The sequence below is a fragment of the Paenibacillus sp. FSL P4-0081 genome (genome assembly GCF_000758565.1).
Classification (GTDB): Bacteria; Bacillota; Bacilli; order Paenibacillales; family Paenibacillaceae; genus Paenibacillus_AQ; species Paenibacillus_AQ phytohabitans.
Map to the genome: position 1 here is coordinate 2,882,749 of NZ_CP009280.1, position 26,354 is coordinate 2,909,102.

Annotated in this window: 23 protein-coding genes; 20 read left to right on the forward strand and 3 right to left on the reverse strand. The window is 54.5% G+C overall.

The genetic code is table 11. The annotated features are described in order from the left end of the window. Positions 1 to 644: 644 nt before the first annotated feature. Positions 645 to 959: a hypothetical protein gene (locus P40081_RS38390; RefSeq protein WP_197074352.1), complete on the reverse strand. Its 315-nt coding sequence runs from the start codon at positions 957 to 959 to the stop codon at positions 645 to 647. Between the two features lie 170 nt (positions 960 to 1,129). On the opposite strand from P40081_RS38390, the gene P40081_RS12045 reads away from it, so the two are divergent. From P40081_RS12045 to P40081_RS12095, 11 genes are all read left to right on the forward strand, one after another. Next, entirely contained in the window at positions 1,130 to 2,506 is a 1,377-nt protein-coding gene (locus P40081_RS12045) for an FAD-dependent oxidoreductase (RefSeq protein ID WP_042135670.1), read from the forward strand. Then, positions 2,503 to 3,441, forward strand: coding sequence for a carbohydrate ABC transporter permease (locus tag P40081_RS12050; protein WP_042135672.1), 939 nt, complete (start codon positions 2,503 to 2,505; stop codon positions 3,439 to 3,441). Before P40081_RS12045 ends, P40081_RS12050 begins: the two co-directional genes overlap by 4 nt. A 25-nt stretch (positions 3,442 to 3,466) precedes the next feature. After that, on the forward strand, positions 3,467 to 4,303 hold the full coding sequence (locus P40081_RS12055) for a carbohydrate ABC transporter permease (protein WP_039308750.1): 837 nt from the start codon (positions 3,467 to 3,469) through the stop codon (positions 4,301 to 4,303). A 140-nt stretch (positions 4,304 to 4,443) separates the two neighbouring features. Further along, a complete protein-coding gene (locus P40081_RS12060) occupies positions 4,444 to 5,811 on the forward strand; it encodes an ABC transporter substrate-binding protein (protein ID WP_042135675.1) in 1,368 nt (455 codons plus the stop codon). A gap of 80 nt (positions 5,812 to 5,891) precedes the next feature. Beyond that, positions 5,892 to 7,640 (forward strand): sensor histidine kinase, encoded by a 1,749-nt coding sequence (locus P40081_RS12065; protein ID WP_042135677.1) that lies wholly within the window; start codon positions 5,892 to 5,894, stop codon positions 7,638 to 7,640. Continuing rightward, positions 7,621 to 9,222 carry a helix-turn-helix domain-containing protein gene (locus tag P40081_RS12070; RefSeq protein ID WP_042135679.1) on the forward strand — a complete coding sequence of 534 codons (1,602 nt, stop codon included), beginning with the start codon at positions 7,621 to 7,623 and terminating at the stop codon, positions 9,220 to 9,222. The genes P40081_RS12065 and P40081_RS12070 overlap by 20 nt, the downstream gene beginning before the upstream one ends. Positions 9,223 to 9,524: 302 nt before the next feature. Then, on the forward strand, positions 9,525 to 10,877 hold the full coding sequence (locus tag P40081_RS12075) for an FAD-dependent oxidoreductase (protein WP_042135681.1): 1,353 nt from the start codon (positions 9,525 to 9,527) through the stop codon (positions 10,875 to 10,877). Positions 10,878 to 10,900: 23 nt separating this feature from the next. Beyond that, positions 10,901 to 13,021 carry a 3-keto-alpha-glucoside-1,2-lyase-like domain-containing protein gene (locus P40081_RS12080; RefSeq protein WP_042135683.1) on the forward strand — a complete coding sequence of 707 codons (2,121 nt, stop codon included), beginning with the start codon at positions 10,901 to 10,903 and terminating at the stop codon, positions 13,019 to 13,021. Between the two features lie 171 nt (positions 13,022 to 13,192). After that, entirely contained in the window at positions 13,193 to 13,444 is a 252-nt protein-coding gene (locus P40081_RS12085; protein ID WP_039308765.1) for a hypothetical protein, read from the forward strand. A 126-nt stretch (positions 13,445 to 13,570) separates the two neighbouring features. Beyond that, on the forward strand, positions 13,571 to 13,873 hold the full coding sequence (locus tag P40081_RS12090) for a HesB/IscA family protein (RefSeq protein ID WP_039308768.1): 303 nt from the start codon (positions 13,571 to 13,573) through the stop codon (positions 13,871 to 13,873). A gap of 42 nt (positions 13,874 to 13,915) precedes the next feature. Further along, positions 13,916 to 14,155, forward strand: a complete 240-nt coding sequence (locus P40081_RS12095) for a DUF1450 domain-containing protein (protein WP_039308771.1) — start codon at positions 13,916 to 13,918, stop codon at positions 14,153 to 14,155. Between the two features lie 600 nt (positions 14,156 to 14,755). Here P40081_RS12095 and P40081_RS12100 read toward each other — a convergent pair. Next, positions 14,756 to 15,889: a THUMP domain-containing class I SAM-dependent RNA methyltransferase gene (locus P40081_RS12100; protein WP_042135686.1), complete on the reverse strand. Its 1,134-nt coding sequence runs from the start codon at positions 15,887 to 15,889 to the stop codon at positions 14,756 to 14,758. Positions 15,890 to 16,065: 176 nt separating this feature from the next. Here P40081_RS12100 and P40081_RS12105 point away from each other — a divergent pair, with 176 nt between their 5' ends. Continuing rightward, a complete protein-coding gene (locus P40081_RS12105; protein ID WP_042135688.1) occupies positions 16,066 to 16,695 on the forward strand; it encodes an O-methyltransferase in 630 nt (209 codons plus the stop codon). A 49-nt stretch (positions 16,696 to 16,744) separates the two neighbouring features. Here the strand turns inward: P40081_RS12105 and P40081_RS12110 are convergent, their stop codons facing one another. Continuing rightward, a complete protein-coding gene (locus tag P40081_RS12110) occupies positions 16,745 to 17,965 on the reverse strand; it encodes an MFS transporter (RefSeq protein WP_042135690.1) in 1,221 nt (406 codons plus the stop codon). Between the two features lie 227 nt (positions 17,966 to 18,192). On the opposite strand from P40081_RS12110, the gene hemE reads away from it, so the two are divergent. From hemE to P40081_RS12150, 8 genes are all read left to right on the forward strand, one after another. Continuing rightward, positions 18,193 to 19,254: a uroporphyrinogen decarboxylase gene (hemE, locus tag P40081_RS12115; RefSeq protein WP_042135692.1), complete on the forward strand. Its 1,062-nt coding sequence runs from the start codon at positions 18,193 to 18,195 to the stop codon at positions 19,252 to 19,254. Positions 19,255 to 19,360: 106 nt separating this feature from the next. Then, positions 19,361 to 20,314 carry a ferrochelatase gene (gene hemH, locus P40081_RS12120; RefSeq protein ID WP_042135693.1) on the forward strand — a complete coding sequence of 318 codons (954 nt, stop codon included), beginning with the start codon at positions 19,361 to 19,363 and terminating at the stop codon, positions 20,312 to 20,314. Next, the gene (gene hemG / locus P40081_RS12125; protein WP_042135696.1) at positions 20,311 to 21,786 is read left to right on the forward strand and encodes a protoporphyrinogen oxidase; all 1,476 of its coding nucleotides are present in this window, start codon (positions 20,311 to 20,313) and stop codon (positions 21,784 to 21,786) included. The genes hemH and hemG overlap by 4 nt, the downstream gene beginning before the upstream one ends. 189 nt (positions 21,787 to 21,975) lie before the next feature. After that, complete coding sequence (locus P40081_RS12130) at positions 21,976 to 23,358, forward strand: CapA family protein (RefSeq protein ID WP_042135698.1); 1,383 nt, start codon at positions 21,976 to 21,978, stop codon at positions 23,356 to 23,358. Positions 23,359 to 23,388: 30 nt separating this feature from the next. Then, complete coding sequence (locus tag P40081_RS12135; RefSeq protein WP_042141002.1) at positions 23,389 to 24,120, forward strand: glycerophosphodiester phosphodiesterase; 732 nt, start codon at positions 23,389 to 23,391, stop codon at positions 24,118 to 24,120. 75 nt (positions 24,121 to 24,195) lie between these two features. Further along, complete coding sequence (locus P40081_RS12140) at positions 24,196 to 24,819, forward strand: fumarylacetoacetate hydrolase family protein (RefSeq protein WP_039310261.1); 624 nt, start codon at positions 24,196 to 24,198, stop codon at positions 24,817 to 24,819. A gap of 25 nt (positions 24,820 to 24,844) precedes the next feature. Further along, positions 24,845 to 25,645: a DUF92 domain-containing protein gene (locus P40081_RS12145; protein ID WP_042141003.1), complete on the forward strand. Its 801-nt coding sequence runs from the start codon at positions 24,845 to 24,847 to the stop codon at positions 25,643 to 25,645. 76 nt (positions 25,646 to 25,721) lie between these two features. Beyond that, positions 25,722 to 26,324, forward strand: a complete 603-nt coding sequence (locus P40081_RS12150) for a TetR/AcrR family transcriptional regulator (protein ID WP_042135700.1) — start codon at positions 25,722 to 25,724, stop codon at positions 26,322 to 26,324. The last annotated feature ends 30 nt before the right edge of the window (positions 26,325 to 26,354 follow it).

The following is a 26,354-nucleotide window of genomic DNA, read 5'->3' on the forward strand; positions in this document are numbered from 1 at the left end:
CAAATTTGCGTAAGATAACAGCAAAGGGCACGGCCGCAATCCTCCCTATCGATCCTTAGCGGCTGTATCCTTTTTTATTGTATTGCTGGTTGGAGACAAATCGGGTCCATGGACCCGATTAATAGGTGCAATAATAAACGCAATAATAGACGCACAAAGAAATCGTTCCTTAAAGAGCGGGCGGGCTGCCCCCCGACGCTTAAGGGGCGGTTTCTTTTTGTATTCGCTGGGGAGTAGGGGGGAAATGAGGACAGAAATGCCCCTGATTCCGCCGGAAGTGGGCTGGATGGACGAATAAGTTAAACTAATTTTTCCGGAGACAGCCGCTTGGGTAGTGGCTTGCCAAAATTGGTTACTGGTGATGCAGGAGTGGGCACTCTAATGGAGAGACGCGGACTGAGATTCCGTTAATTTGTTCATTCGGGCTCAAGATGGGGGATATTCTGACACATAACGGAATCTGAGTCCGTTTGACAGGCGATTTCGCCTGATTCCATCATTTAGCGGAATCTCAGTCCTTATCACTAGTTGAACCTGGCAGAGGTTCCGCTAAGTATACGCAAAGACAATGCACGCTCGCAGAGCATACATACGTCCATTCCTCCACATCCCCCCACACAAGGTGCTAACGTTACTCCAACGGCCTATACCAACTCCAGCTCCAACTCGAACTCCAGCTCCAGCTCCAACTCGAACTCCGACTCCAACTCGAACTCTAACTCTAACTCTAACTCTAACTCTAACTCTAACTCTAACTCTAACTCTAACACCAGCTCGAACACCAGCGTGAACTCCAACTCCAGCTCTAACTCAAACTCGAACCCAAGCTCGAACTCGAACTCTAATTCTAATTCCAGCTCGAACCCCAACCCCAACCCCAACCCCAACCCCAACCCCAACCCCAACCCCAACCCCAACCCCAACCCCAACCCCAACCCCAACCCCAACCCCAACCCCAACCCCAACCCCCTGAGTCTCCCGCCTAGGCTTTTTATAGTCAAAATAATGCACATCAAGGCGTATGAAAGCTATACCGTACTCGCAAATGTCTCTTGCTAAAATTAGCGTATAGAATAGTGGCGGACGGCTTCACGGATAGAGGGCCGGCCGCCGGGAAAGTGAGGGCCATATGGAGAATGATACGTATACGCTGAAAAGTAAACAGATCCCGCTGAATTCCTCCTACGATGTCATTGTAGTCGGAGGCGGACCTGCGGGCTGCACTGCCGCAGCTGCGGCGGCAAGAGAAGGGGCGCGGACGCTGCTGGTCGAAGCAACCGGGAGCCTGGGCGGAATGGGAACCTCCGGCCTGGTGCCGGCCTGGTGCCCGTTCTCGGATAAAGAGAAGATGGTCTACCGTGGTCTCGCGGCCAAGGTATTCAATACCTTAAAGGCGCAAATGCCGCATGTCCGGGAGGATGCGATGGACTGGGTGCCGATCGAACCGGAGAAGCTCAAGCGGGTGTATGACGATCTCGTAACGGAGTCGGGTGCGCATATCCTGTTCCTGACCGCGCTTGCGGATGTGGAGAGAGACGACCACGGCAACATCACCACACTACTCCTCCTGAACAAAGGCGGCCTGCAGGCCTTCCGCGCTGCCGTCTATGTCGATTGCACGGGAGACGGCGATGTCGCCGCATGGGCCGGCGCCGAGTGCCAGATGGGGGACGAAGAGACCGGCGAGCTTCAGCCGGCTACCCATTGTTTCATCCTTGGCAACGTGGATGATTACGCGTATTTGAACGGGCCGAAGCTGCATGCGGAGAACCCGCACAGCCCGATCCATGAAGTGGTCCGTTCGGGGGAATACCCGGCAATTCCGGACACCCATCTGTGCAACAACATGGTGGCTCCGCGTGCCGTTGGCTTCAACGCCGGACATCTCTGGGGTGTCGATAACACGAATTCCTTCTCTGTATCCGGGGCGCTGGTTGAAGGACGCAGGATGGCGGCTGCCTACCGGGACATGCTCGCCGCTGTCCACCCCGCAGCCTTCGGCAACGCGGTGGTCATGAGCACAGGCACGCTGATCGGAACGCGGGAGTCCCGGCGGATTACCGGCGATTATGTCCTGACGGCGGAAGACTACATCTCACGCAAAAGCTTCGACGATGAGATCTGCCGCAACAGCTACTTCATTGATGTGCACGGCACACAGAAGGAGCAGCAGAGCGGCGCCGGGTCCAGCCAAGCGATCACGCTCTACGGTCCGGGCGAATCGCACGGCATTCCGTACCGCTGCCTTACGCCGCGCGGACTGCGCAATGTACTGGTCGCCGGCCGTTCCATCTCATGCGACCGCAGGGTGCTCGGCAGTGTCCGGGTGATGCCGGTCTGCCTGGCGATGGGCGAAGCAGCCGGACTCGCTGCCGCACTGGCTGCCGCTCAGACCGGCGGCGACGTACATGCCGTTGATGTCCCGCGTCTGCGCACCCGTCTCCGGGAAGAAGGCGGCTATCTGCCGGACAACCAAGCTGAAACTGCAGGGGAGAGAATGCAATGAGTGAATCTGCTGTTACCCGTAAGACAACCGGGGCTGAGCCCAAAACTTACTGGACACGCAAAAGAAGGGAGCAGCTGGCGGGGTGGCTCTTTATCGCTCCCGAAGTGATCGGTATGCTGGTGATCGCCGTGTTCCCGCTGCTGTTCAGCCTTTTCCTCAGCTTAACGGAGTGGAATCTGGTCGGAGGCTTGTCCGCCATTCACTTTGTGGGGCTGGACAACTTCGTCGAATTGTTTAGAGACAACCGCTTCCTGCTGGCACTGAAGAATAACGTGCTGTTTACGATCGGCACGGTTCCGGTCACGATGCTGCTGGGGGTGGTGCTCTCGGCGCTGATCCATAAGAAGCTGTATGCCAAAACCTTTTTCAAAGTAGCCTTCTTCGTGCCCTACATTTGTTCAACCGTCGCAATTGCCGCAGTCTGGCAGGCGCTATATCACCCGTCCAAAGGACCGATCAACCAGATTCTGATGCAGATCGGCTTGTCGGAGCCGCCGCGCTGGCTGGTCGATACCAGCTTCTCGCTGATCGCCATTATGATTATTTATGTCTGGCAGCTGCTGGGCTATCAGATCATCATCTTCCTGGCCGGCATGACGAATATTCCGGAAGAGCTGTATGAAGCCGCAACGATTGACGGTGCGAGCGGGATCGGACAGTTCCGGCGGATTACGCTGCCGCTGCTGGGTCCGACTACTTTTTTCCTGGCCATTACCAGCACAATTTCGTCCTTCAAAATCTTCGATATGATCAAGTTCCTGACGGACGGCGGTCCCAACTATTCCAGTACGGTAATCGTGTACCAGATTTATGAGGAAGGGTTCGAGCGCTTCAAAATGGGCTACGCCTCGGCAATGTCCTGGGTGCTGTTCCTCATCATCATGCTGGTTACGTCGATTACCTGGATGACACAGAATCGCAAAGTCCATTATTAGTCTACGGCGAAAGGAACTAAAGGCAATGACAATGAGAAAATTTAAGACAGGCAATCTGATCTTTACGGCCCTGTTCGCCCTGCTCTCGGTATTCTTTCTGATGCCGCTGGTCTGGATGCTGTCCGCAGCCTCCAAGACGGAGAAGGAGGTCTGGACCTTCCCGATTCAGTGGATTCCGACCGACTGGAATCTGATCGCTAACTTTAAGGCCGTGTGGATGGGCGACGTCGCGTTTGGACTATTTTATATGAATTCGATTAAAATCGCCCTGATATCCACCATAGCTACAATTGTGATATCGGCCATGGCAGGCTATGCGCTCGGCAAGCTTGATTTCAAGGGCAGAACCCTGATCTTCACCCTGATGCTGGCCTTCATGATGATTCCGGAGCAGGCGACACTCGTTCCGCGCTATATTATGATCAAGGAGCTGGGACTCTACGATTCGCATGCAGCGCTGATCCTGATGGGGATGTTCTCCAGTTACTTCACCTTCCTGCTGCGCCAGTTCATGATCGGCATTCATAATGATATGCTGGAAGCTGCCGAGCTCGACGGTGCCGGATTCTTCCGCATCTTCTGGAGTGTTGTGCTGCCGCTAAGCCGGCCGATCCTGGCTACGGTAGGGATTATCAAGTTCATCTGGACGTGGAATGATTACCAGGGACCACTGATTATGCTGAATTCGACCAAGCTGTACACCATTCCGCTGGGGATGCAATTCTTCAAGGAAGAGTTCGGCACGCAAATCTCCGTCATGATGATGGCTTCCGTAGCTGCGATTCTGCCGCTGCTTATCTTGTTCCTGGCCCTGCAAAAGCAAGTCATTGACGGCATTGCCATTGGCGGAGTCAAAGGTTAAAGTAATGTCTCCGGGTAGATAAAGCTGCCCGGACCGGAAGGTCAAAAAAGTGTACGCGCACACCGCAAAGCTGTACACGGTGTGCGCGGGCCTTAGATTGTATAATGAGCCTGCAGACAACAAATCAAGGGGGAATTGCTTTGAAAAAACTATCTTTAGTATTAGCAAGTATGATTCTTATGCTCTCCGTTACCGCATGCGGCGGGAACGGAAACAGCACTAATTCGGCGGCAACAGACGCGCCGGCTTCGGCTGATCCGGCTGCCGGAAGCAGCAGTACAGACCAGCCCGCAGGCAAGGCGAAGATCAAATTCTACACGTTCAAGGCCGATAAGCCGGAAGAACCGATCTACCAGGCCGTTCAGGCGTATAACGAATCCCAGGATAAAGTGGAAGTCGAATATGAATCACTGGTTCAGAACAGCGACAGTACTGATTTCATGAAGAAGCTGGATATTCTCGTAGCCGGCGGAGAAGTGGTCGATGTATTCATGACCGGCAATGAGGATGAACTGCTGGAGCGTGCTTCACGCGGTGTTGTGGAACCGCTTAACTCCTTCTTTGAGCAGGAGAGTATTACACCGGAGGATGAATATTCCAAGCTGTTGAAGCTGGATGACAAGGTATACGGCATTCTGCCGAGCTCTACCCAGTGGCTGACAGTCTTTAACAAGGATCATCTGGAAGCAGCCGGGCTGTCTCTGCCTGAGATGGGCTGGACCTGGGATGACTTCCGCGACTATGCCAAGAAGCTGACGACACCTGAGCACTACGGAACCTACTTCCACACTTGGGGTGAATATCCGAACATCATCGCTTACACCGAGAAGCCGCATCCGCAGCTGAGCGCAGATCTGAAGCCGATTTTCGATGATCCGTCCTTCGAGTACTTCTTCAATCTCCGCCGCACTATGGAGAAGGAAGATAAGAGTGTTGAACCGTATGCCGATGTGCTTGCTTCGAACTATCATGTGCTGCAGCAGTTTTTTGCCGGAAATGCCAGTATGCTCGCTGTACCAAGCTATGCTGTCCGGGCGGCGCTGAATCTGGAGAAATTCCCGCATGAGTTCCAGACGATGTACGCTCCGCTGCCGCGCTCCGTGGATACGGAAGAGCTGGGCATGACGAATATTTCCGGCGGCGGCCTCGCTATGGGCGCGAAATCGGAGAATAAGGAAGCCTCCTATGATTTCATCCGCTGGATGTCCAAGGAATCCTATAAATTCACGAAAGAAATTCCGGCATTCAAGGGTGTAGACGGAGCAGAGCTAATCAACGGCTTCTTCGGCGAAAATACAGATTTGATCGACACCGCCTCCTTATCCAAAACGCTGTTCGATCCGAATATTCAAATGCCGGATACCTTCAGCGTTCCTTACGGAAGTGAGCTGAAAGCGATTGTGGAGAATGGCTTCGCCAGCTTTATCCTGGATAACCGCAGCTTCGATGAGGTCAAGACTGAAATGACAGCCGAAGTGGAGAAAGTGGTTCAGGCCAACCAGAAATAATGAATTACGCTAAAGGCGGCAGCGATTATGGATTATAATAGGGACGTTGAATTTACATTACAGTACAAGGTGGATACATTATGAAATGGTTAAGCCGTTTTTCTTTCCATCGCAGACTGCAGTTCACGTTCCTGATCCTGATCCTGCTGCCTTTTATTGTCGTTACCTTCTGGTCGTACACCTCCGTGAGAGAGAATGTGAGTGATAAAATCTCGCGTGCAGGCGAAGAGACACTGAAGGTTATCGGGAGTCAAATCGAAAAAACCGTAGACAGCATCTCGTTTGTCTCGGTTTATTTCTCTGAGGCATATGATCCGGCCGTGCTGGAAAGTCTGCGTTACCTAAAAAACACCGGGAACTTCGGGAACTACGGAGTGTATACCCACTACAATAAACTCAAGACCACGGCCAATATATTGTCCGTGCAGTCGCTGGATGCCGATCTGCAGATTATGCTGGTCAACCGGGAGAACCGGATTCTGATCGGCAACCAGAATATTCCTGTCTTTTCGGGCCTGCCGGAGCAGCTTCTAGAGGAGAGCAGCAAGCTGAATGAGCAGGAGAAGATCTCACTGCAATGGTTCCCCTACGGCGGCGACCCCTCTGCACCGGATTATTATTACGCTGTACGCTTTATTACCGATCCGCTGAATCAGGAGAAGCTGGCGACGCTGTACGTGGGCATTCCGAGCCATTATTTTCATAACCTGCTGGATACGGGCAATAGCGCCAACGTTCTCTCCCTGGCTGACGGGCTGGGCAGAAGCATCGCGGTCACGGGCGGAGCGGATACCCCGAAGGAGAGTCAGATGCTGGTCAGCGAGGTCCGTATTCCAAAAGTGGGCTGGCTGCTCACCAGCAAGACGCCGCGCAGCTCCATCGACAGCCATATCAACCGCGAGTTTCTGGTCTCAATTTCGATCGTCGGTCTGTTCTTTCTGGCGTTTCTGATCCTGTCCATGCTGTGGGCCGGATATATCAATAAGCCGATCAGTCTGCTGCGGGCAAGCGTTAAGCAGTATGTCGGCGGCAACCGCGCGGTGCGGATTCCGGTCCGGGGCAAGGATGAAGTGGCAGTGCTGTCCTCAGCCTTCAACCAGATGCTGGATGATATGAATCAGCTGCTGCAGCAGGTCGAGAGTGAGCAGGAGGAGAAAAGGCTGCTGGAGCTTCAGGCCTTGGCGGCGCAGATCCGGCCCCATTTTCTGCTGAATACGCTCAACTCCATCAAGGTGGATCTGCTGCTCTCCGGGGACCAGCCCCATGGCGCGATGATCGATGCGCTGATGAAGCTGCTGCGCGTATACGTTCATGTAGATAAGCCGCTGGAGCTGGCGGAGGAGTGCAAGGTGCTGGGCAGCTATGTGCAGGTGATGCAGATCCGCAACCGGCTGGATATCGCTTTTGAATGCGTGCTGGACGAGAAGGTAGGCGAGGTTATGCTGCCAAGGCTGCTGCTGCAGCCTATTGTCGAGAATGCCATCAGCCACGGCTTCTCTGCACGTCCGGCGAAGCCGGCGATCCTGCTCGAGGCGGCGTTTGAAGACGATATGCTGAAGATCAGCATCAGCGATAACGGCCGGGGGATGCCGGAGGATAAGCTCCAGCGTCTGAACCGGCGGCTGCAAGGAAATGAAGACACGGCCCTGTGGCCGGAAAAAGGGGTCGGACTCGTGAACACGGCACGCCGGCTGCAGGTGCTGTACGGATACCGCGCGCGGCTGAGCGCGCAGGCAAGAACAGATGATGATGGCATGACTTTTACCCTATATATCCCCATAACCAGTGAGAAGGAGGCGGTTCCCCTTGATGACCCTGATGCTGATTGATGATGATGTCCCGATGCTGGAATATGTAGAATATCTGCTCGGGTCACTGGGACTGGAGCTGCAGCTGGTGGCTTCGGCCTTCAGCAGTGAGGATGCGCTGGAGCAGTTCCATGCGGCTCTGCCGGATGTAGTCATTATTGATATCGGCCTGCCGGGCATGGACGGGCTGGAGCTGGCGGATGCCTTCCGTATTACGAAGCCGGAGGTGCGCCTGATCTTCCTGACCTGCTATGAGGATTTCCATTACTCGAAGCGGGCCATCCAGCTGGAGGCGGATGATTATCTCATTAAGGATGAATTATCCCCTGAACAGCTGAAGAGCAGCCTCAGCAAAGCGATGAGCCGCTTCAAGAGCCGTGAAGAGCTGCTGGAGCGTTATTCCTTCCGCCAGGCGATTGAGCGCAATAAGGAAGTGCTGAAGCAGAGCTTCCTCAAGCAGCTGCTGTCCGGTACGGCAGATCAGGAGAATACGCTTGAATTCGGACAGCGCCTCGGGATCTCCTGGAAGCATCCTTATCTGCGCCACGGGTTTATCCATATGGATGCCGCCTCTGTAACCGAGCGTTACCGGTACAAGGATATTCCGCTGATTCATTTTGCCGTGAACAATATAGCGCTGGAGCTGTCCGCCGGAGAAGCTTCCATTACACCAATTATGAGCAGGGACGCAGACATTTATCTGGTCTGGAATGTAGCTGACCCCGGCTGCCCGGGGACGGGGCTGACTGATTTTATGCAATCGGTGCTGGACAAGGTAGAGCAGTACCTGAAGATTACCCTGCGGGGGTTCTATTCAGGGGCTTCCGTGCCCTTGCGGAACTTCGACTCGCTGTATAAGACGCTTATGGACAGCCGCGATCACAACTTCTATCAGGCGGTTACTCCTATTGCTGTCCTCGATGAACAGGCGGATTTCGGGCAGACCGCCGAATGGCGCGGAGATAAGGAACGCGGGATGCTGTCGCTGGCGCTGGAAGAAGGGCATGCCGCCTGGATTGATCTGGCAATCAATCAATGGACGCAGCAGGTCACCACGGATAGGCTGCTGCCCCGGCTGGTGAAGGAAGCCTGCGGCAATTTTGTGCGCCAGATGGCCTTTGAAGCCGGAGGACTTGCCGAGGAGGACTTCTTCACCCAGCTGGAGCAGACGGTTCATATCCAGGAGGCTGCCCGCCTGACCAAGCGGGAGCTGCGGAATCTGTGGAGACAGCATACGCTGGCACCCGTGGCGGCGCAGGAGAAGGATATCCGGCTGCAGGAGGTGGACCGCTTTCTGGAGGAGCATGTGGACCAGATGGTGACCTCGACCGATATGGCGGAGCATCTGCATCTGAATGCCAGCTACTTCTCCCGCTATTTCAAGAAGCTGTCCGGCATCAATTTCACCGATTACGTCAATCAGTACAAAATGAATATGGCGATCACGATGCTGGCACGCCCGCATGAGACGGTGGAGAATGTAGCCTACACCCTAGGCTTCTCTGACCGGGCTTATTTCTCCAAAGTGTTCAAGAAGTACAGCGGCAGAAATCCCAGTGAATACAAAGCCGGGCCGGCTGAAGAGGGCGGCGCTGAGGAATGAAAAGTCCAAATTTTTCACCGGAACAGGCAATCAGGATGCACGCTCAGGAGCCCTCCACCTCACTATAATGGTGAGGAAAAAGGAAATAACAAAAAGCGAGAAGGATCGGAGGGGGATTTTGGAACTGTAGGAGCAGTAGCGACCGCCTTTGTCACCGGATTTCCACCGCGAAGAGCGGTACCATTCAAGAAATCTGGAGACAACAGCGGCCGAAAGTCCAAATATTCACCGTAGTGACGACAGAGCTTTAATTTAGTTTTTTAAGTTCAGGTTATCTAGTATAGCTTCAAGGAGGAAGAACGATGAATAGAACTACGTTTAGATTACCTGCGGAAGAAATCGCCATTTCGCATGAAGTGGATGTGCTGGTTGCAGGCGGCGGGCCTGCGGGCGTGGCGGCTGCGATTTCCGCCGCCAGAAGCGGAGCGCGGACGCTGCTGATTGAGCAGCGCGGCTTCCTGGGCGGCATGGGCACCGTTGCCCTGGTGCCGGCCTTCTGTCCCTACAGTGACGGGGAGAAGGCGGTGGTGCGCGGCATCGGACTTCAGCTGCTGGAGCAGATGAAGGCGGAATGTGAACCGGAATTCCGCGAACGCTTCGGCACTGAGCTGGACTGGGTGCCCATCGATCCGGAGGTGCTTAAGCGTGTATACGATGATACTGTGGCAGAGAGCGGAGCCGGGGTGCTGCTGCATACCATTGCCAGCCAGACTGTGATGGACGCAGACGGGCGCAAGATCGAAGGTATCGTCATCGTCAATAAATCCGGCCGGAGCCTCATCAAGGTGAAGACGGTGATTGATGCGACAGGAGATGCCGATCTGGCCGCCCTGGCAGGAGCGCCGTTCCATAAAGGCGGGGAGGCAGGTGAGCTTCAGGCGGCGACGATGTGTTACCTGCTGGCTAATGTAGACCGCAAGCGATTCCTGGATTATCTGAATGAAAGCGGTGACACCGATCAGATTCATCGGGCGGTGCAGCAGGCCCAAGCGGACGGGAAGCTGCCGCAGGGCCGGGATTCGGTCTCTGGCCTGTCCTGGGTTGCCGATTATCTGGTCGGCGTCAACTTCGGCCATGTCTTCGGCATCGACGGCTCCAGAGCGGAGGATTTGACCCGGGGCGCCGTGGAAGGACGCAAGCTGGTCCTCCGCCAGCTGGAATTCTTCCGCGCGTACGTGCCCGGCTTTGAACAGGCCCACCTCGTGTCCACCGGAGAGCAGATCGGTATCCGTGAGACGCGGCGGATTGTGGGCGATTATGTTCTGACACAGGATGATTTCATGAATATGGTGTCCTTCCCGGATGATATTGCCCGCAACAGCTATTTCATCGATATCCATATGGCGCGCAGCAGCGGAGCCATGCATATTCACCATCTGCCACCCGGCGAATCCCACGGCGTTCCCTACCGCTGCATGCTGCCGGTTGGTCTCGATAATGTGTGGGTGGCAGGACGCGCTGCCTCCTCGGACCGTGTGGTGCAAGGCTCGCTGCGCGTGATGCCCAACTGCTTCGCTATGGGGCAGGCGGCGGGAATGGCGGCAGCGATGGCTGCCGGTACGGACAGCCAGAGCCGGAAGGTAGATATCACCGCGCTTCAGCGCGGGCTGGTTCAGCAGGGAGCCTGGCTTGGTGAAGCATTGGCAGCGTTATAACTAATTGCGGGAGAGTGATTAGAATGACAAATAACCATGTGAAACATAATTCAAGCAAAAACAGGCCGGGCAGGCTGACCATCCTTGGCATCGTCGCATTTCTGCTGTTCAGTCTGGTATCGGGAGCATCAGGACCTATGGCCGCCGCCGCAGGGACGACGTATTACGTCGATTCTGCCCTGGGCAGCGACAATAGCTCCGGTACCAGTGAAACGGCCGCCTGGAAGACGCTGGGCAAAGTGAACAGCACTACCTTCAGCCCGGGTGACCGGATTCTTTTGAAGGCAGGCAGTGTGTGGACTAACCAGTATCTTGATCTGCAGGGCTCAGGAACTGAGGGGAATCCGATTACGGTGGACCGCTATGGGAGCGGGGGGAAGCCGCTGATAGATTTCGGCAACACCGCCATGGGCGGTGAAGGCTTCGGGGTCAGATTGCGCAATGTCTCCTACTGGGAGATCAATAATCTGGAGATTACAAGCGGACAGCAGCCCACGGATATGCGGAGAAACGGCGTGCTCGTTGTGGGCGAAGGAGCAGGGGCGGGGAACTTCCGGCATATTTATATCCGCAATCTCGACATCCACGATATCTTTGGCACGGACCGCAGAACGGGCGGAATTAATGTTCATGCCCGGGGAGCCAATACCGCACCGGAGAGCACCTGGGACGATATTCTGATCGAGAATAACACAATCATCAACGTGGCGGATACCGGGATTCAGACGATGACGGATGCTTTTTTCAATAGTGCATGGACTCATAAGTTCGATGCTTTCAGTAATGTCGTGATCCGGGGCAATGTGGTGGAGAAAATCCACCGGGACGGCATCCTGGTCAGAGCCAGCGCCTCGCCGCTGATCGAATACAACAAGACGAAATCCATCGGAGAAGCCACCGATGTGAATACATCCATCGTCAATTACCTTGAGGATATCACTGTCGTTGCGGCGCAGTGGGCATATTATACCAAGGGTGCTATTTTCCAGTACAACGAGGCCTCCGATACCCGGATGCTGGGCGGAGACGGCCAGCCGTGGGACTTTGATATTGAGGTGCACGACAGCATCTACCAGTATAACTATAGCTATAACAACGAGGGCGGCACACTGCTGGTCATGAACAACACGAATAATAATATCTTCCGCTACAATATCAGCCAGAATGATAAGGATGCTAACGGGGTGTTCCATCTGGTGAACGGCGGCGGCAATCTGTACATCTACAACAATATCATCTACCGTTCGGGAACGCAGAATAAGGCGCTGACCCATGCAAGTAATACAGGAATGGCCTATTACACTAATAATATCTTTTATAATGCTGCCAGCGGTCAATACACGAACAGTCCGAGAATGACATATGATCACAACAGCTTCTATGGGCTTAATTCGGGTGTTCCCAGCGATCCTAACAAAATCACCGGCAATCCCGGCTTCGTCAGTCCAGGCACGGCCACAGGACTCGCTTCGGCAGACGGTTATAAGCTGGCGCAGACCTCTCCGCTGATCAATGCCGGGGCGGTGGTTGCAGGCAACGGGGGTCTCGATTACTTCGGAAATACACTGTATAACGGCGTGCCGGATATCGGTGTATACGAGTTCCAGGGTACAATCACACCGCCGGTTACGCTGCTTCAGGATGATTTCGAGGATAACAATTACAGCGGCTGGACGACTTCAGGCGGGGCGTGGAGCGTAGCGGATGACGGTACGAAAGCTTTGACGCAGACATCGTCGTCAGGGGAAGCGCTGGCGTATACCGGCGATGCCTCCTGGAGGAACTACACGTATTCGGCCAAAATTAAGCTGCTGAATGCCTTCGGCAACGCTGGACTGCTGTTCCGGTATGCGGATGCCTCGAATTATTACATGTTCCGACTGAATGATTCAGGCGACAAAGCGGAGCTGTTCAAAAAAACAGCCGGAACGCTCACGATGGTAAGCAGTGCCGATGTTGCCGTTACACCCGGACAGTGGACGGAGCTGAAGGTGACGGTCAGCGGCAGTACGGTTACGGCTTTTGCCGGCGGTACCCAGCTGATCCAGTGGACCGATACGGCGGCGCAGCCGGCCGGAGGGAAGATTGGCATCCGGATGCATTCCAGCACCGCCCGGATCGATGATGTCAAGGTTACGGAATAAAGTTTAGCGGGATGATCCGGTCAAATTTTAGTTAAAAATGAAACGATTTCTGCAAATTTGCGTAAGATAACAGCAAAGGGTATGGCCGCAATCCTTTCAACGGGTGTTTGGCGGCTGTGCCCTTTTCTCTTTTCTAATGATATAAGCAAATGAAGCAGGGAGGACTACTCAATGAAATTCAGAAAACTGTTGTCGCTCAAACAATGGTCTCATATCTTCCGCAGCTCCTGGCAGTATATCATTTCACCGAACGTCACTATGGGAGATAAGCTGCTGTTCACTATTCCGGCGCTGCTGTACTGGGTGCTGCCTGACTTCATGCCGTTCATACCAATAGATGACATCGGGGTAACGATGCTGCTGATGGGCTGGTTCGTCTCGCGGATGGACCGCAAATACCCGGCGCTGAAGAGCCTAAGATGACGGTTTTACGACAATTTTGACTGCTCTATCTGATGTATTTCAGCAATATGGTTGCTTTTACATCCTATATTCCTTAAAATGAATTATTGAGTATTTAAACTATAGATGCCCGGGAGATGGAATCGAATGAACGTCAAAATTACCCGCAATGCGGCTAAAGTGATAAAGAAAACTATGGAGCTTGAAGGCAACAGCGAGCTTAAACTGCGCGTAGCGATTACGCATTCCCACGGTGACCATGCCCACTACGGCCTGGATCTGGACACGCCTAAGGAGAACGACGTAGTCATCTCCACCGACAAAGAAATCGATGTTATTCTTGATCCGAACCAGCCGCTGCTGGACGGTGTGAAGATTGATTATCTCTACTTCCCTGAGGAAGGCTTCGTTATTACTAATCCGTCTAAAGGAAATCATGGCGATCACTAATTGATCCGCCCGTATTTTACGGACATAAAGAAGGGTTGCTTCATGGCTAACGATATAAGATTATGTGACGAGTGCAATCATATCAAAATGAAAAGCATCGTGCCCAAGCTGCTGAAGATGGCGCCTGACGCCGAGATCAAAACAGGCTGTATCTCCTACTGCGGACCTTGCGGCAAACGCCCGTTTGTCTATATCAACGGCCGTTACATCAGTGCTCCGACAGAAGATGAGGTGCTGGCCAAAGCGGAAGCTTTCGTCAAACAGCCGGCAGTGAAGAAATAGATCAGGTCTGGTAGAATTGTTTTGATAGTGTGATAGAAAAAATACAGCCTCCGCATAAGTTTGCGGGGGTTGTTTTGTTTGAGATATGAGCGTTTGTCTATTTTAGTTCCCTGCACAGTACCTAGTATCTGAGTAATCATGTGGAGCTAAAGCGCAACTTTGCGGGATTATGTCGTGTGTGGGGGGAAGGTACTGTAAAAGGTGGCCGATAGATAAAAATCTTGCACAAAATACAACAATCGCAATGGGCAGACGTCCGAAACTCGGAAATCTTGCACGAAATACAACAATCTGAATTAGTGAGAGCTCAGTTAGGCTGAAATGCTGCATTTTGTACAACAATCGGGGTCCGAGTGGTGCCGTTCCAATGATAATCTTGCATTCTGTACAACATTCCGAGCCAGCTCCTAGGCTTGCAGTCCATGCTGAGTTATTCCTATGGCAAGCCTGCATATTGCAGCACTATTGGCGTAGCGCGCAGCAGCAGTGAAAACCGAAACAAGCCTTAAGTCCGCAGCACAGACCGGCTGCATGGAGCTTAAGGCTTGTTATTAGTTTGTTTAAGTGCCACCTCTGATAATCAAATCCGTACCGCCACTGCTAATTACGCGGAGGCAGCGGACCGAGGTATTGATAGTATTGGCATTCAATCCGGCCGTTGTAGAGCTTGCGGCGCTTGTCCGCTTTACGTCCGTAGTATTGCTCGAATTCCTTATACGGGCTGATGGCGAAGAAGGACCAGGTTGGCAGATAGAGCATCATCTCGCCGAATTGGCGGGTCAGCTTCTCCACTTCCTTATCGTTACTTATCCGCTCCCCGTATGGAGGGTTCGTGATAATACAGCCATACTCGCCTTCCGGGCGGGCCTTGGCGGCAGCGATATGCTTGAAGGTGATCTCACCGGAGAGTCCGGCGCTCTTGGCGGCGGCTTCGGCAATCTCAATCGCTGCCGGATCAATGTCGGTGCCGGTCAGCTGCAGCGGATAGTCGTCGCGCACAGCGTCGAAGGCTTCCTCGCGGGCTTCCTCCCACAGGCGCTGCGGGATCTCCGGCCAGTGCTCGGACGGGAAGGAGCGGCGCAGACCCGGTGCGATATTCCAGGCGATCATCGCGGCCTCGATCAGAATCGTACCGGAACCGCAGCATGGATCGTACAGCGGCCGGTGGCCGTTCCAGCGGCTGAGCTGGATCAGGGCTGCAGCCATGGTCTCCTTCAGCGGCGCTTCGGTGGCCTGGCGGCGGTAGCCGCGTTTATGCAGCGCCGGTCCGGTGGTGTCCAGGGTGATCAGCGCGATGTCATTCAGCAGAATAACTTCAACCACATAACGCGGCCCGTTCTCAGGGAACCACTCGGTATGGTAGGACAGCTTCAGCTTCTCGACAATCGCCTTCTTGACGATCCCCTGGCAGGCAGGAACACTTGTCAGCTGTGATTTGTGGGAGCGGCCTTCTACCGGGAATTCGCCGTTCTCGGGAATCCAGTCCTCCCAGTTGATGGCTTTGACGCCTTCGAACAGCTCATCGAAGGTTTTGGCCGGGAACTGGCCCATTTTGACCAATACACGGTCAGAGGTGCGCAGCCATAAATTGCAGCGGCAGATGTCGATGTAATCTCCGCTGAATAATACCCGTCCGTTCTCGACCGTGGTCTCATAACCCAGTTCGTTTAATTCACGCGCTACTACAGCCTCCAGCCCCATGGGGGCGGTGGCGATCAATTGTAATTTGCCCAAATGCTCTCAACTCCGTTTAACTTGTGGATAAATACGCAAAGCCAGTACAATAAGAGAAGCTTGCTCTCCATGTGAATGTGAACCATTAGAACGTTCAGATATCAGTATAGGGTAATGAAGAGATCTACACAATGCCCGTTCACGCTACACAAAATGAAATTTGAAGGAGAATACATATGCAGAATCAGGAAGAATACAGTGAACAGCTATATATAGAGGATGAATTACTATTAAAAGTCAAACAGGCCATCGCAGCAAACGGAATGCCGGAGGTGTCCATCGCTCCAGGCTACGGCAGACTGCTGACAATGCTGGTTACCCTTTCCCGCGCCACCCGGATACTTGAGATCGGTGCACTGGGCGGCTACAGCGGAATCTGCCTATGCCGTGGTTTATCGCAGAGCGGCAGCCTGACTTCCCTGGAGCTTAACGCTGACTATGGCAAGCTTGCACACGGCCATCTGGAGCAGGCGGGCTTCGGGGACGCGGTAGAATACAAAATCGGCCCCGCACTGGACAGCCTGAAGCAGCTCGAAGCGCAGGGCCAAAAGTATGATTTCTTCTTCATCGACGCCGACAAGGAGAATTATCCGAATTATCTGGAATATGCGATCCGGCTGGCATCGCCGGGTGCAATCATTGCCGGGGACAATATCTTCCTGCGAGGCCGCACGCTGAATACGGAGAAGAACGGACCTGCCGTTCAGGCGATGCGCCGCTTCAATGAGATGATTGCCGGCGATCCCCGCCTGACCAGCACACTGCTGCCGGCCTACGACGGACTAGCCTTGGCGATGGTTAAATAGCCTGTCCTCTGCAGGCGGAGCCCATACGCTCCACGCATACCAAAGTCTGTTAACGGAACAACCTGGGTTCTGTCTTCTTATATAACTTGAGCCTTACCCAGACCGTATTAATCAGCAGGAACGCGCCGGAGATGATGAACAGCCCTTCGATCCCGATATATCCGGACAGGAAGCCGCCGATGACTGCGCCCAGCATATTGCCGAGTGCCAGTGTGCTGCTGTTGAAGCCGAAGGCCCGGCTCTCCTTGCCGTCGGGCGTATAGGAACGGATGAGGGCGTTGACGCTCGGCAGCAGGCCGCCCATGAAGACGCCCATCAGGAAGCGGACGAGGATCAGCTGCCACACGCTGGTCACGAAGGCCTGCGGGATGAGGAACAGCGCCGCGCCAATCAGCGCATAGGTCAGTATCCGGTGGGCGCCTACCTTGTCGCTGAGCTTGCCGAGCAGCGGAGAAGCCAGCATGTTCGAAATACCGGTGACGGCACTGACCATGCCTGCCCAGAAGGCAATATTCACAGCGGAGCCGTGCAGCTTCTCCACGTAGAGCGGCAGCAGCGACATCGGGCTGATCATGGCGAACTGCAGCAGGAACGTCACGCCGAACAGTGCCGGCAGCTGCGGAACCTTAGCCAGCTCCTTGAAGCCTTCGAGCACAGATACCTGCGGCACCTGCGCAGCTTCCACCCGGTCGAATTTCTCCTTGACCAGGAATAAGGCCAGCAGGGAAGCGACGAACAAGAGCGCACCCACGACATAAAAGATCGGGCGGAACCCGATCCAGTCCGCCAGCAAGCCGCCGATCAGGGGACCGAGAATCGTACCGGCTACAGCGCCGGACTGCATCAGTCCCATCGCGAAGCCCATACGCGGCTTCGGGGTGGTTCCCGAGACCAGCGCGATGGAGGCGGGGTTGAAGCCGGAGATGGTTCCGTTCAGCAGGCGGAGCAGCAGCAGCTGCATCGGGGACTGCGCGAAGCCCATCAGCACGATAACAATTGCCATACCGAAGCTGGAGCGCAGCAGCATGATTTTGCGGCCGTATTTGTCGGCAAGCTTGCCCCACAGGGGCTGAAAGATAAACGAGGTCAAGAAGTTTGCGGCAAAAATAAGTCCGGCCCACATCCCGATCGCGTGATCTCCGGTCACACCCAGGTCTTTGGCGAGATAAAGGGACAGAAAAGGGGTAATCATAGTCATGCCGGCATTCACCAGAAACTGGCCAAACCAAAGCACCATGAGGTTGACTTTCCAGGTCTCCCAATTCTTCAAAGTGCTTTCACTTCCTTTCAGGGGATTCAAAGATAAATAGTTCACGAAAAATTGACATTATATCAGTATATCATAGTTTTTTAGCCGTGCAGTGCAACACTTGTCATAGTAATGTCATGGGATTGTCATTCCCTTAAGGGTGAAGCGGTTGTTACCCGCTGGCAAAAGGGGCATAATAATGATATGTGTTTTCTAAATATACTATCAAATCTAATGGAGATCTTATCATGACCTACAACGACACTTTTATCCGCGCCTGCAGACAGCAGAGCACGGAGCACGTTCCCGTATGGTACATGCGGCAGGCCGGCCGTTATGATCCCGAGTACCGTAAAATCAAGGAGAAATACTCGCTGCTGGAGATCTGCAGACAGCCGGAGCTTGCAGCTGAAGTAACCTTGATGCCTGTGCGCAAGCTGGGTGTGGACGCGGCCATCCTGTATTCCGACATTATGAATCCTGTAGCTTCCCTTGGCGTGGACTTCGACATCGTGAAGAATATCGGCCCGGTCATTGAGAATCCGATCCGCTCGGCGGCGGATGTCGACCGGCTGAAGCCGATTGATGTGGAAGGGGATCTGGGCCACATTCTGGAGACGATTGCCCTCCTGGACAAAGAGCTGGACGTGCCGCTGATCACTTTTGCAGGAGCACCTTTCACCATCGCCAGCTATCTGATTGAAGGCAGGCCCTCCAAGAGCTATCACCGCACCAAGGAAATGATGTTCAGCCAGCCCCGCGTGTGGGAGAAGCTGATGGAGAAGCTGGGCGATATGGTTATCGCATATCTTCGCGCCCATGTCGCAAGCGGCGGCAAGGCGTTCCAGCTGTTCGACAGCTGGGTTGGCGCGCTGGCCCCGCGTGATTTCGAAGCATATGTGCTGCCGACAATCACCCGGATTTTTGCCGAGTTGTCTGATCTGGACGTTCCGAAGATTTATTTCCCCGGTGTCAGCTCAGGGGAGCTGCTCCCCAGCCTGGCCAGGCTGCAGGCCGATGTGATCGGACTGGACTGGCGTGTAAGCCTGACCGAAGGCAGACGCAGAACGGGCGGAGGATTCGCGATTCAAGGCAATCTGGATCCTTATCTGCTGACCGCACCAATGGACGTATTGAAAGAACGGACGAAAGAACTGATCGATGAAGGCATCAGACAGCCGGGTTATATTTTTAATCTGGGCCATGGATTATTTCCTGAAGCTTCATTGGACACACTTAAGGAATTAACGGATTATGTACATGAGTATTCGGCAGCGGCATTGAAACAGGCAGCAGGACCGCTCGCGTAATTAAAGCAAGGTACATGAGATAGCAGCAATTGCTGCTCTCTTTGTTTTTTATGAGCATAATGGAATTGTGAAATGAGCAGGCGCAGGACATTATTCGTAAAAGGGGATGGAAACCGTGACCACCAAAATTGGAGTACTCGTGATGTCGTATGGCACGCCTGAAAGTCTGGAGGATGTGGAGGCGTATTACACGCATATCCGCAGAGGCAATGCACCTTCCGCTGAACAGCTGAAAGAGCTGAAGGACCGCTATGAAGCGATCGTAGGAGGCGTGTTCCCGCTCAGGGAGAATACAGACCGCCAGGTGGAGGCCCTGCAGGCCAAGCTGAACAGCGGGCAGATTCAGTATGTCTGCTACCAGGGGCTGAAGCATGCCAGACCTTTCATTGAAGATGGTGTGGAGGCGATGGTCCGGGATGGGATTACCCAGGCGATAGGCATTGTGCTGGCCCCTCATTACTCGGTGATGAGCGTTGGAACCTATATCAAGCGGGCCAAGGAAAAAGCGGATGCCTGCGGAATTAATATGGAATTTGTCGAGAGTTACCATATGCATCCGGAGCTGATCGATGTGCTTAGCCGCCGGGTGACTGCGAAGCTGGATGAATTCGAGGAAACCGGAGCGGCGAGGGATGAAGTACGTGTACTGTTCAGCGCACACAGCCTGCCGGAACGCATTCTGGCTATGGGCGATCCGTACCGTGACCAGCTGCTGGAAACTTCCAAAGCCATTGCCGATCAGGCAGGTGTGGAGTCCTGGCAGTTCACCTGGCAGAGCGCGGGCAGAACTGCAGAGCCGTGGCTGGGTCCGGATATTCTGGATACGCTGCGTGAGCTGGCCGAAGCTCAGGTGAAATATGTGCTGTCTGCTCCCATTGGCTTCGTATCTGACCACTTAGAGGTGCTGTACGATCTGGATATTGAGGCGCAGGCCTTGGCTTCAGAGCTGGATATGCGTCTGCTGCGGATTGATTCGTTGAACAGCGATCCGGCGTATATGTCTGTGCTTAGCGATGTGGTGCGTACGAAGGCCGGGCAGTTACAGGTGAAGCAATCATGAGCGGTTCACCGCGCAAGGTAGTAATTATCGGCGGAGGCCTCAGCGGCCTCAGTGCCGCTTACTACGTCCGCAAGTTTTACCGGGAAGCCGGGATTCAGCCGGAAATTATATTGATCGAGAAGGATAAATGCCTTGGCGGCAAAATCGAGACCCTGCACCGTGACGGTTTTGTCATTGAGAAAGGCCCGGACTCCTTCCTGGCCCGCAAAACAGCCATGGTTGATCTGGCCAGAGAGCTGGAGCTGGATCACGAGCTGGTGACCACGAATCCGAATGCCAAGAAGACTTACATATTGCAGCGAGGCAAGCTCCACCCGATGCCCGCAGGGCTTGTTCTGGGGATTCCTACGGAGCTGAAGCCGTTTCTGAAGAGCGGCCTCGTCTCCTTCGGCGGTAAAATGCGGGCGATGATGGATTTCGTACTTCCGCCTCGCCGCAGCTCCGAGGATGAATCGCTCGGTGACCTGATCGAGCGGCGTCTGGGTACAGAGGTGCTGGAGAATATGACAGAGCCCCTGCTCGCCGGTATTTATGCCGGTGATATGCGCAAGATCAGCCTCCAGGCTACTTTTCCGCAGTTCGGCGAGGTCGAACGCCAGTACGGCAGTCTGATCCGCGGGATGACGACCGGCAGGAAGCCGGCGGAGACCCATACCGGAACCAAGAAAAGCGCGTTCCTGACTTTCCGTCAGGGGCTGCAGAGCCTGGTGCATGCCCTGATCCATGATCTGCAGGATGCCCAGCAGCGGACCGGAACGGGAGCGGTGTCCATCAAAGTACGGAGCGGGGCGGGGGTATCCGCAGAGGCCTCTGCTGCACCGCGCTATGAGGTGGAGCTGGACAACGGTGAACTGCTGCAAGCTGATGATATCTATATAACCGTGCAGAATTTCGCTGCCGCAGAGCTGCTGCGTCCGCATGTGGATGTATCCGCGCTGGATGCTGTCAATTATGTGTCAGTGGCTAATGTGGTCATGGCGTTTACCAAAAAGGGTATCGTTACCGAATATGACGGATCCGGATTCCTGGTCCCCCGCAAAGAGGGGCGGAACATCACGGCCTGTACCTGGACTTCTACGAAATGGCTGCATACCAGCCCGGATGATAAGGTACTGCTGCGCTGTTACGTCGGACGGTCGGGGGATGAACAGAATGTAGACCTGCCGGATGAGGCGCTGGCTGAACTGGTGCGCAAAGACCTGAAGGAAATTATGGGGATCACTGCAGCTCCCCTGTTCACCGAGATTACCCGGCTCAGGCATTCCATGCCGCAATATCCGGTAGGCCATCCAGGCCGGATCGCCGGCCTGCGAAGTGAGCTGGAGGAGAAGCTGCCGGGTGTGTATGCTTTTGGCGCCGGCTATGACGGCATCGGCATGCCGGACTGCATTAAGCAGGCGAAGCTTACGGCTGAGACTGCTGCAGCCCATTTAGAGAAGCTGCCGGAACAACCGGCGGCTGTAACGGTATAACGGAAGCGGTGGAGCGGAGCAGTGGCGCTTCACCCTTTTTTTATTGGGGAATTTATAAAGTGCCGGAATAATCATTGAAGCCAAGGCCACGCTCCGCGGGGCGGGAAGACTATGGGTTACTTTGGAGCGACACGGAAGAGATATGCTATAATAGAAACACTTTAAGGGTAAAGGAGATTACCAGTACTCATGTATCCGCCGAGGTCACGCAGTAGACAGAGCAAGAAACATAGCAGCAAAAAGAGGCGCAGAACGGTCTGGGCATGGTTTAATGTAGTGTTGCTTCTGATGATTACCGGCCTGCTGGCCTATTCTTTCATGGATAACAAAGAGAAGGAGAGTTCAGCTCCTCCGGTAGCAGTGACTGAGCCGTCACCTTCGCCTGAAGCTTCTGCAACAGCGGCAGCTCCTGTGGAGGTGGCACCTACAGCAGAGGCTACAGCCAGTCCGGAGCCAACACCAGAAGCAACACCGGAGGCCACTGCGCTGCCTACGGAGACTGCGGAAGCCGTGATTACGCCTGTTTCAACGGTTAAGGAAGCGGCAGCAACGGCTGAACCTCAAGCGACAACGGGCAATCCTGGCGGCCTGATATCAGGCTTGCCTGAGAACTCTTCCGGCGGTACGGTGAAGCTGAATTTTGCCGGAGATGTTATCTTTGCCGGAAAGGTAGCGGAGCTGCTGCAGAAGAAGGGGTACGATTATTCTTACAGTGCACTTGACGGGATGTTCAAAAAGGATGATCTGACCGTGGTCAACCTGGAGACGCCGATCACTACTGGCGGTGTAGGTGCCGCGAACAAGCAATTTGTATTCAAGGGTGCCCCCGAAGCGCTGGATGCACTGAAATCAGCTGGCGTAGATGCGGTCAATCTGGCTAATAACCACACCCTGGATCAGGGGGAAGAGGGCTTGCTGGATACCCTGAAGCATCTGAGCAAGCGGGGCATTCCCTATGTCGGAGCAGGAAAGAACAGCAAGGAAGCTTACTCTGCGCAGTATTTTGAGCGGCAGGGTATCAAAATAGCCTTGCTCGGGTTCACACGGGTGATGCCGGTGATCGAATGGAAGGCCGAAGCAGGCAAGCCGGGCCTCGCCTCTGTCTATGACAGCGCAGAAGCACTCAAGGCCATTGCCGCTGCCAAGCAACAAGCCGATCTTGTCGTAGTCGTTGTCCATTGGGGCAAGGAGCGGATGGAGCAATATGACAAGACCCAGCAGACGCTGGGGCATAGCTTTATCGATGCGGGAGCCGATCTGGTGATGGGCGGACATCCGCATGTGCTGCAGGGGATTGAGCCCTACAAAGGGAAATGGATTGCCTACAGCACAGGCAACTTTATCTTCACACGTTCCAGTCTTCCGGCAACCTGGGAGACGGCTGTATTCCAGGCGGAATGCAGCAAGGAGGGACAATGTTCCCTTAAGCTGAGTCCGATGGATGCTGAGCTGGGACAACCGGTGCCGATGAATGAGGCGGACGGACAGCTTTTGTTGCATAAGGTTGAATCCTTATCTTCCGGTCTGGTCAAGATCCGCAATGATGGTACCGTTGTGCAGTCGGCCCAATAAATCCTACTTCTGCTGGAGGTGCCAATGATGATGAATAACATGTGTGTCGCCCACCGCGGATTTTCCGGCAAAGCCCCCGAGAATACGCTGGCGGCCGTCCGGATGGCGATAGCCCTGCCTTTTGTGCGGTGGATGGAGATTGATGTGCAGCTGACGAAGGACGGCGTGCCTGTGGTCATCCATGATTATTCGCTGGACCGCACGACCAATGGACACGGCAAGGTGAAGAACATGGATTATGAACATATACGGCGTCTGGATGCGGGGAGCTGGAAAGGGCGTGCTTTTCGCGGAGAACGGGTGCCCTCCCTGGAAGAAGTGCTCAGCCTGGCTTCAGGCAGACTGCGGCTTAACATTGAGCTGAAGACCAGCGGGGAGATGTACCCTGGCCTTGAGCAAGCGGTCATCGATCTAGTGAATACCATGGGAATGCGCGAGGATGTGGTGCTCACCTCCTTCGACGCCGGTGCGCTGCAGCGGATTAAGGAGCTGGACCCGCGGTTCCGTACCGGTCTGATCTATGATTCCAGGTCCGGCGATCCGGCCAAAAAGCTGAATGAGCTGGGCTGCTCCTTCTTATCCATCAGCTCCGACCGGCTTAGCCCGGTTCTGGCGAAATCCCTGGCTGAACGGGGCGTGAAGATCATGGCCTGGACAGTGAATAAAGCTAAGGAGATGCGGCGCTTATCCGCCATGCATTCGGATATCATGATCTGTACGAACCGCCCGGATATTTGGGGCGATATCTTTCTGCAGGCCTGACTTAGGATATAGACTAATCCATTAAAACGATCTATTCATTCTAATAATCTGAGAAGAAAGCGAGCTGAACGATCAATGAGTAGAGCGGTCAATAATGTGTACTGTGTGGGACGCAATTATAAATTACATGCGGAGGAACTCGGCAATCAGGTGCCGGCCGAGCCGCTGATCTTCCTGAAGCCGTCACATGCTGCTGTTGCGCTTGATAAAGCGATCATCCATCTGCCCAAAGATGCGGGACTGATCCATTATGAAGGTGAGCTGGTGCTGCGTATTGCGCGTGATTATGTGCCGGGGATGAGTGTGGAGGAATTGGTGGATGTGATGGCGCTGGGCCTCGACTTCACGCTCCGTGATGTGCATAATGATCTGCAGAAAAAAGGCCTGCCCTGGACACCAGCCAAGGGCTTCAAGAATGCGGCTCCGCTGACTCCCTACATTGCATTTCCGGAGCAGGAGGAGCTGGAAGCAACGGATTTCACCGTCCGCAAGAACGGAATTGAGGTCCAGCGCGGGAACGTGCAGAACATGATTTTCTCGCTGCAAAAAATTGTTGAATTCATTGCCTCCCGCTACGGGCTCGGCAAGGATGATATCATCTTCACCGGAACTCCTGCTGGCGTGGGACCTGTAGTGCCCGGCGATTCGTTCGAGCTGTTCTGGGGCGATACGCTAATGGGCACCTGCCTGATCGGTTAGGGCGATGTTATCAGGACTTGAAGTGCTGCAATGGCTGATCGGGGCCTGCGGTGCGCTGCTGGTCGCCGGGGCCGCTTACTGGAAGCAGTCGCTGAGCCTCTCGGGCATGCTGGCGGCGATAGTGATGGGAACCATCTACTTTGGGGCAGGCAATGCCTTCTGGTTCGGCATTCTGCTGCTGTTCTTCATCTCCTCCAGCCTGCTGTCGAAGCTTCATCATGAGAATAAGGCCGAGCTTGAGGCCACCTATGATAAGACAGGGCGCCGGGATGCCGGCCAGGTCTTCGCCAACGGCGGACTTGGCATGCTGCTGGTGCTGCTTAACGCGATTTATCCGCTGGAAATCTGGGGCTTTCTGTTTATCGGAGTCATGGCTACCGTGACCTCCGATACATGGGCAACAGAGATTGGGACGCTCGCTAAGCGGCCTCCCCGGTCTGTACTGACCGGGAAGGTGCTGCAGGCGGGCACCTCCGGCGGCGTATCGCTCCCGGGCACGCTGGCCGCTGCTGCCGGGGGTGCGCTGATCGGCGCGGCCTCCTGGCTGCTGCGGGCAGCCTCCGGCATGCCGCCGCATTCTCTGCTGACGCTGGCGCTTGCCGGACTGCTGGGCGGACTTGCCGGAGCCTTTGCCGACTCGGTGCTGGGGGCAACGGTGCAGCGGATGAACCGCTGCGCAGTCTGCGGCCGCGAGGTGGAAGCCTCGATGCACTGCGGTAAGCCGACCTTGTACGCCCGGGGCTGGCGCTGGATGGACAATGATACCGTGAATGCTGTAAGTTCAATTATAGGCGGCGTGGTGGCCCTGCTGGCCAGCTACATATGAGCGGGATAGGAGATATGCGGGCCTTAGTTACGTTATCCGGCTACAATTTTATTATACAAGGTTGGGAGGTGAACCGTTGAGCAGCGCATCCGTACACAAACATGCAGCTATTCTGGATGCCGCTTACGAGCTTTTCGGTTCAGGCGGCTTCTACGAAACGAAGATGTCGGAAGTGGCAGAGCGGGCCGGAATTGCCAAGGGCACGGTCTATTTATATTTTAAAAGCAAAGAAGAGCTGTTCATGGCGGTTACCCGCCGGGATTGTGAAGGGTTCCTGGAGCAGCTTGAAGGCAAGCTGGGCACCTGCTCCAGACTGGCGGATAAGCTCTCCGTTATTGCCGAGCATCATCTGTTCTATTATTATGAACGCAAGCAGCATACGAAGCTGTTCTTCCGCGCACCCAATAATAATCCTGAGCTGGTAGACTATATGGCGCAGTTCATGGAAGCCTATATGCAGGCGGTAGTGAAGGTGCTGCTGGAAGGCGGGGCATCCGAGCCGGAATTGATGGCGCAGTCTTATATCGGTATGCTGGACCGTCTGAAGATGGATATCCTGTTTAACCCCGGCTTTGCGGAAGAAGATGCGTATAAGCGGGCAAAGTTTGCTGCGAACCTCTTCATCACAGGGGCGCTGGGCAGCTTGAATTCGGCACTCGGTGACCTTCCGTCTGAATAATCCTAAGAGATACAGCCAGACCTGGTTTAT

What these genes read in the sequence shown, in the direction of transcription:
- P40081_RS12085 (WP_039308765.1), top strand. Translation starts at nt 13,193, where the DNA reads ATGAAATTCAGAAAACTGTTGTCGCTCAAACAATGGTCTCATATCTTC.
- P40081_RS12080 (WP_042135683.1), top strand. Translation starts at nt 10,901, where the DNA reads ATGACAAATAACCATGTGAAACATAATTCAAGCAAAAACAGGCCGGGC.
- hemH (WP_042135693.1), top strand. Translation starts at nt 19,361, where the DNA reads ATGGAAACCGTGACCACCAAAATTGGAGTACTCGTGATGTCGTATGGC.
- P40081_RS12045 (WP_042135670.1), top strand. Translation starts at nt 1,130, where the DNA reads ATGGAGAATGATACGTATACGCTGAAAAGTAAACAGATCCCGCTGAAT.
- P40081_RS12105 (WP_042135688.1), top strand. Translation starts at nt 16,066, where the DNA reads ATGCAGAATCAGGAAGAATACAGTGAACAGCTATATATAGAGGATGAA.
- hemG (WP_042135696.1), top strand. Translation starts at nt 20,311, where the DNA reads ATGAGCGGTTCACCGCGCAAGGTAGTAATTATCGGCGGAGGCCTCAGC.
- P40081_RS12140 (WP_039310261.1), top strand. Translation starts at nt 24,196, where the DNA reads ATGAGTAGAGCGGTCAATAATGTGTACTGTGTGGGACGCAATTATAAA.
- P40081_RS12075 (WP_042135681.1), top strand. Translation starts at nt 9,525, where the DNA reads ATGAATAGAACTACGTTTAGATTACCTGCGGAAGAAATCGCCATTTCG.
- P40081_RS12130 (WP_042135698.1), top strand. Translation starts at nt 21,976, where the DNA reads ATGTATCCGCCGAGGTCACGCAGTAGACAGAGCAAGAAACATAGCAGC.
- P40081_RS12090 (WP_039308768.1), top strand. Translation starts at nt 13,571, where the DNA reads ATGAACGTCAAAATTACCCGCAATGCGGCTAAAGTGATAAAGAAAACT.
- P40081_RS12095 (WP_039308771.1), top strand. Translation starts at nt 13,916, where the DNA reads ATGGCTAACGATATAAGATTATGTGACGAGTGCAATCATATCAAAATG.
- P40081_RS12050 (WP_042135672.1), top strand. Translation starts at nt 2,503, where the DNA reads ATGAGTGAATCTGCTGTTACCCGTAAGACAACCGGGGCTGAGCCCAAA.
- P40081_RS12070 (WP_042135679.1), top strand. Translation starts at nt 7,621, where the DNA reads ATGACCCTGATGCTGATTGATGATGATGTCCCGATGCTGGAATATGTA.
- P40081_RS12065 (WP_042135677.1), top strand. Translation starts at nt 5,892, where the DNA reads ATGAAATGGTTAAGCCGTTTTTCTTTCCATCGCAGACTGCAGTTCACG.
- P40081_RS12055 (WP_039308750.1), top strand. Translation starts at nt 3,467, where the DNA reads ATGACAATGAGAAAATTTAAGACAGGCAATCTGATCTTTACGGCCCTG.
- hemE (WP_042135692.1), top strand. Translation starts at nt 18,193, where the DNA reads ATGACCTACAACGACACTTTTATCCGCGCCTGCAGACAGCAGAGCACG.
- P40081_RS12135 (WP_042141002.1), top strand. Translation starts at nt 23,389, where the DNA reads ATGAATAACATGTGTGTCGCCCACCGCGGATTTTCCGGCAAAGCCCCC.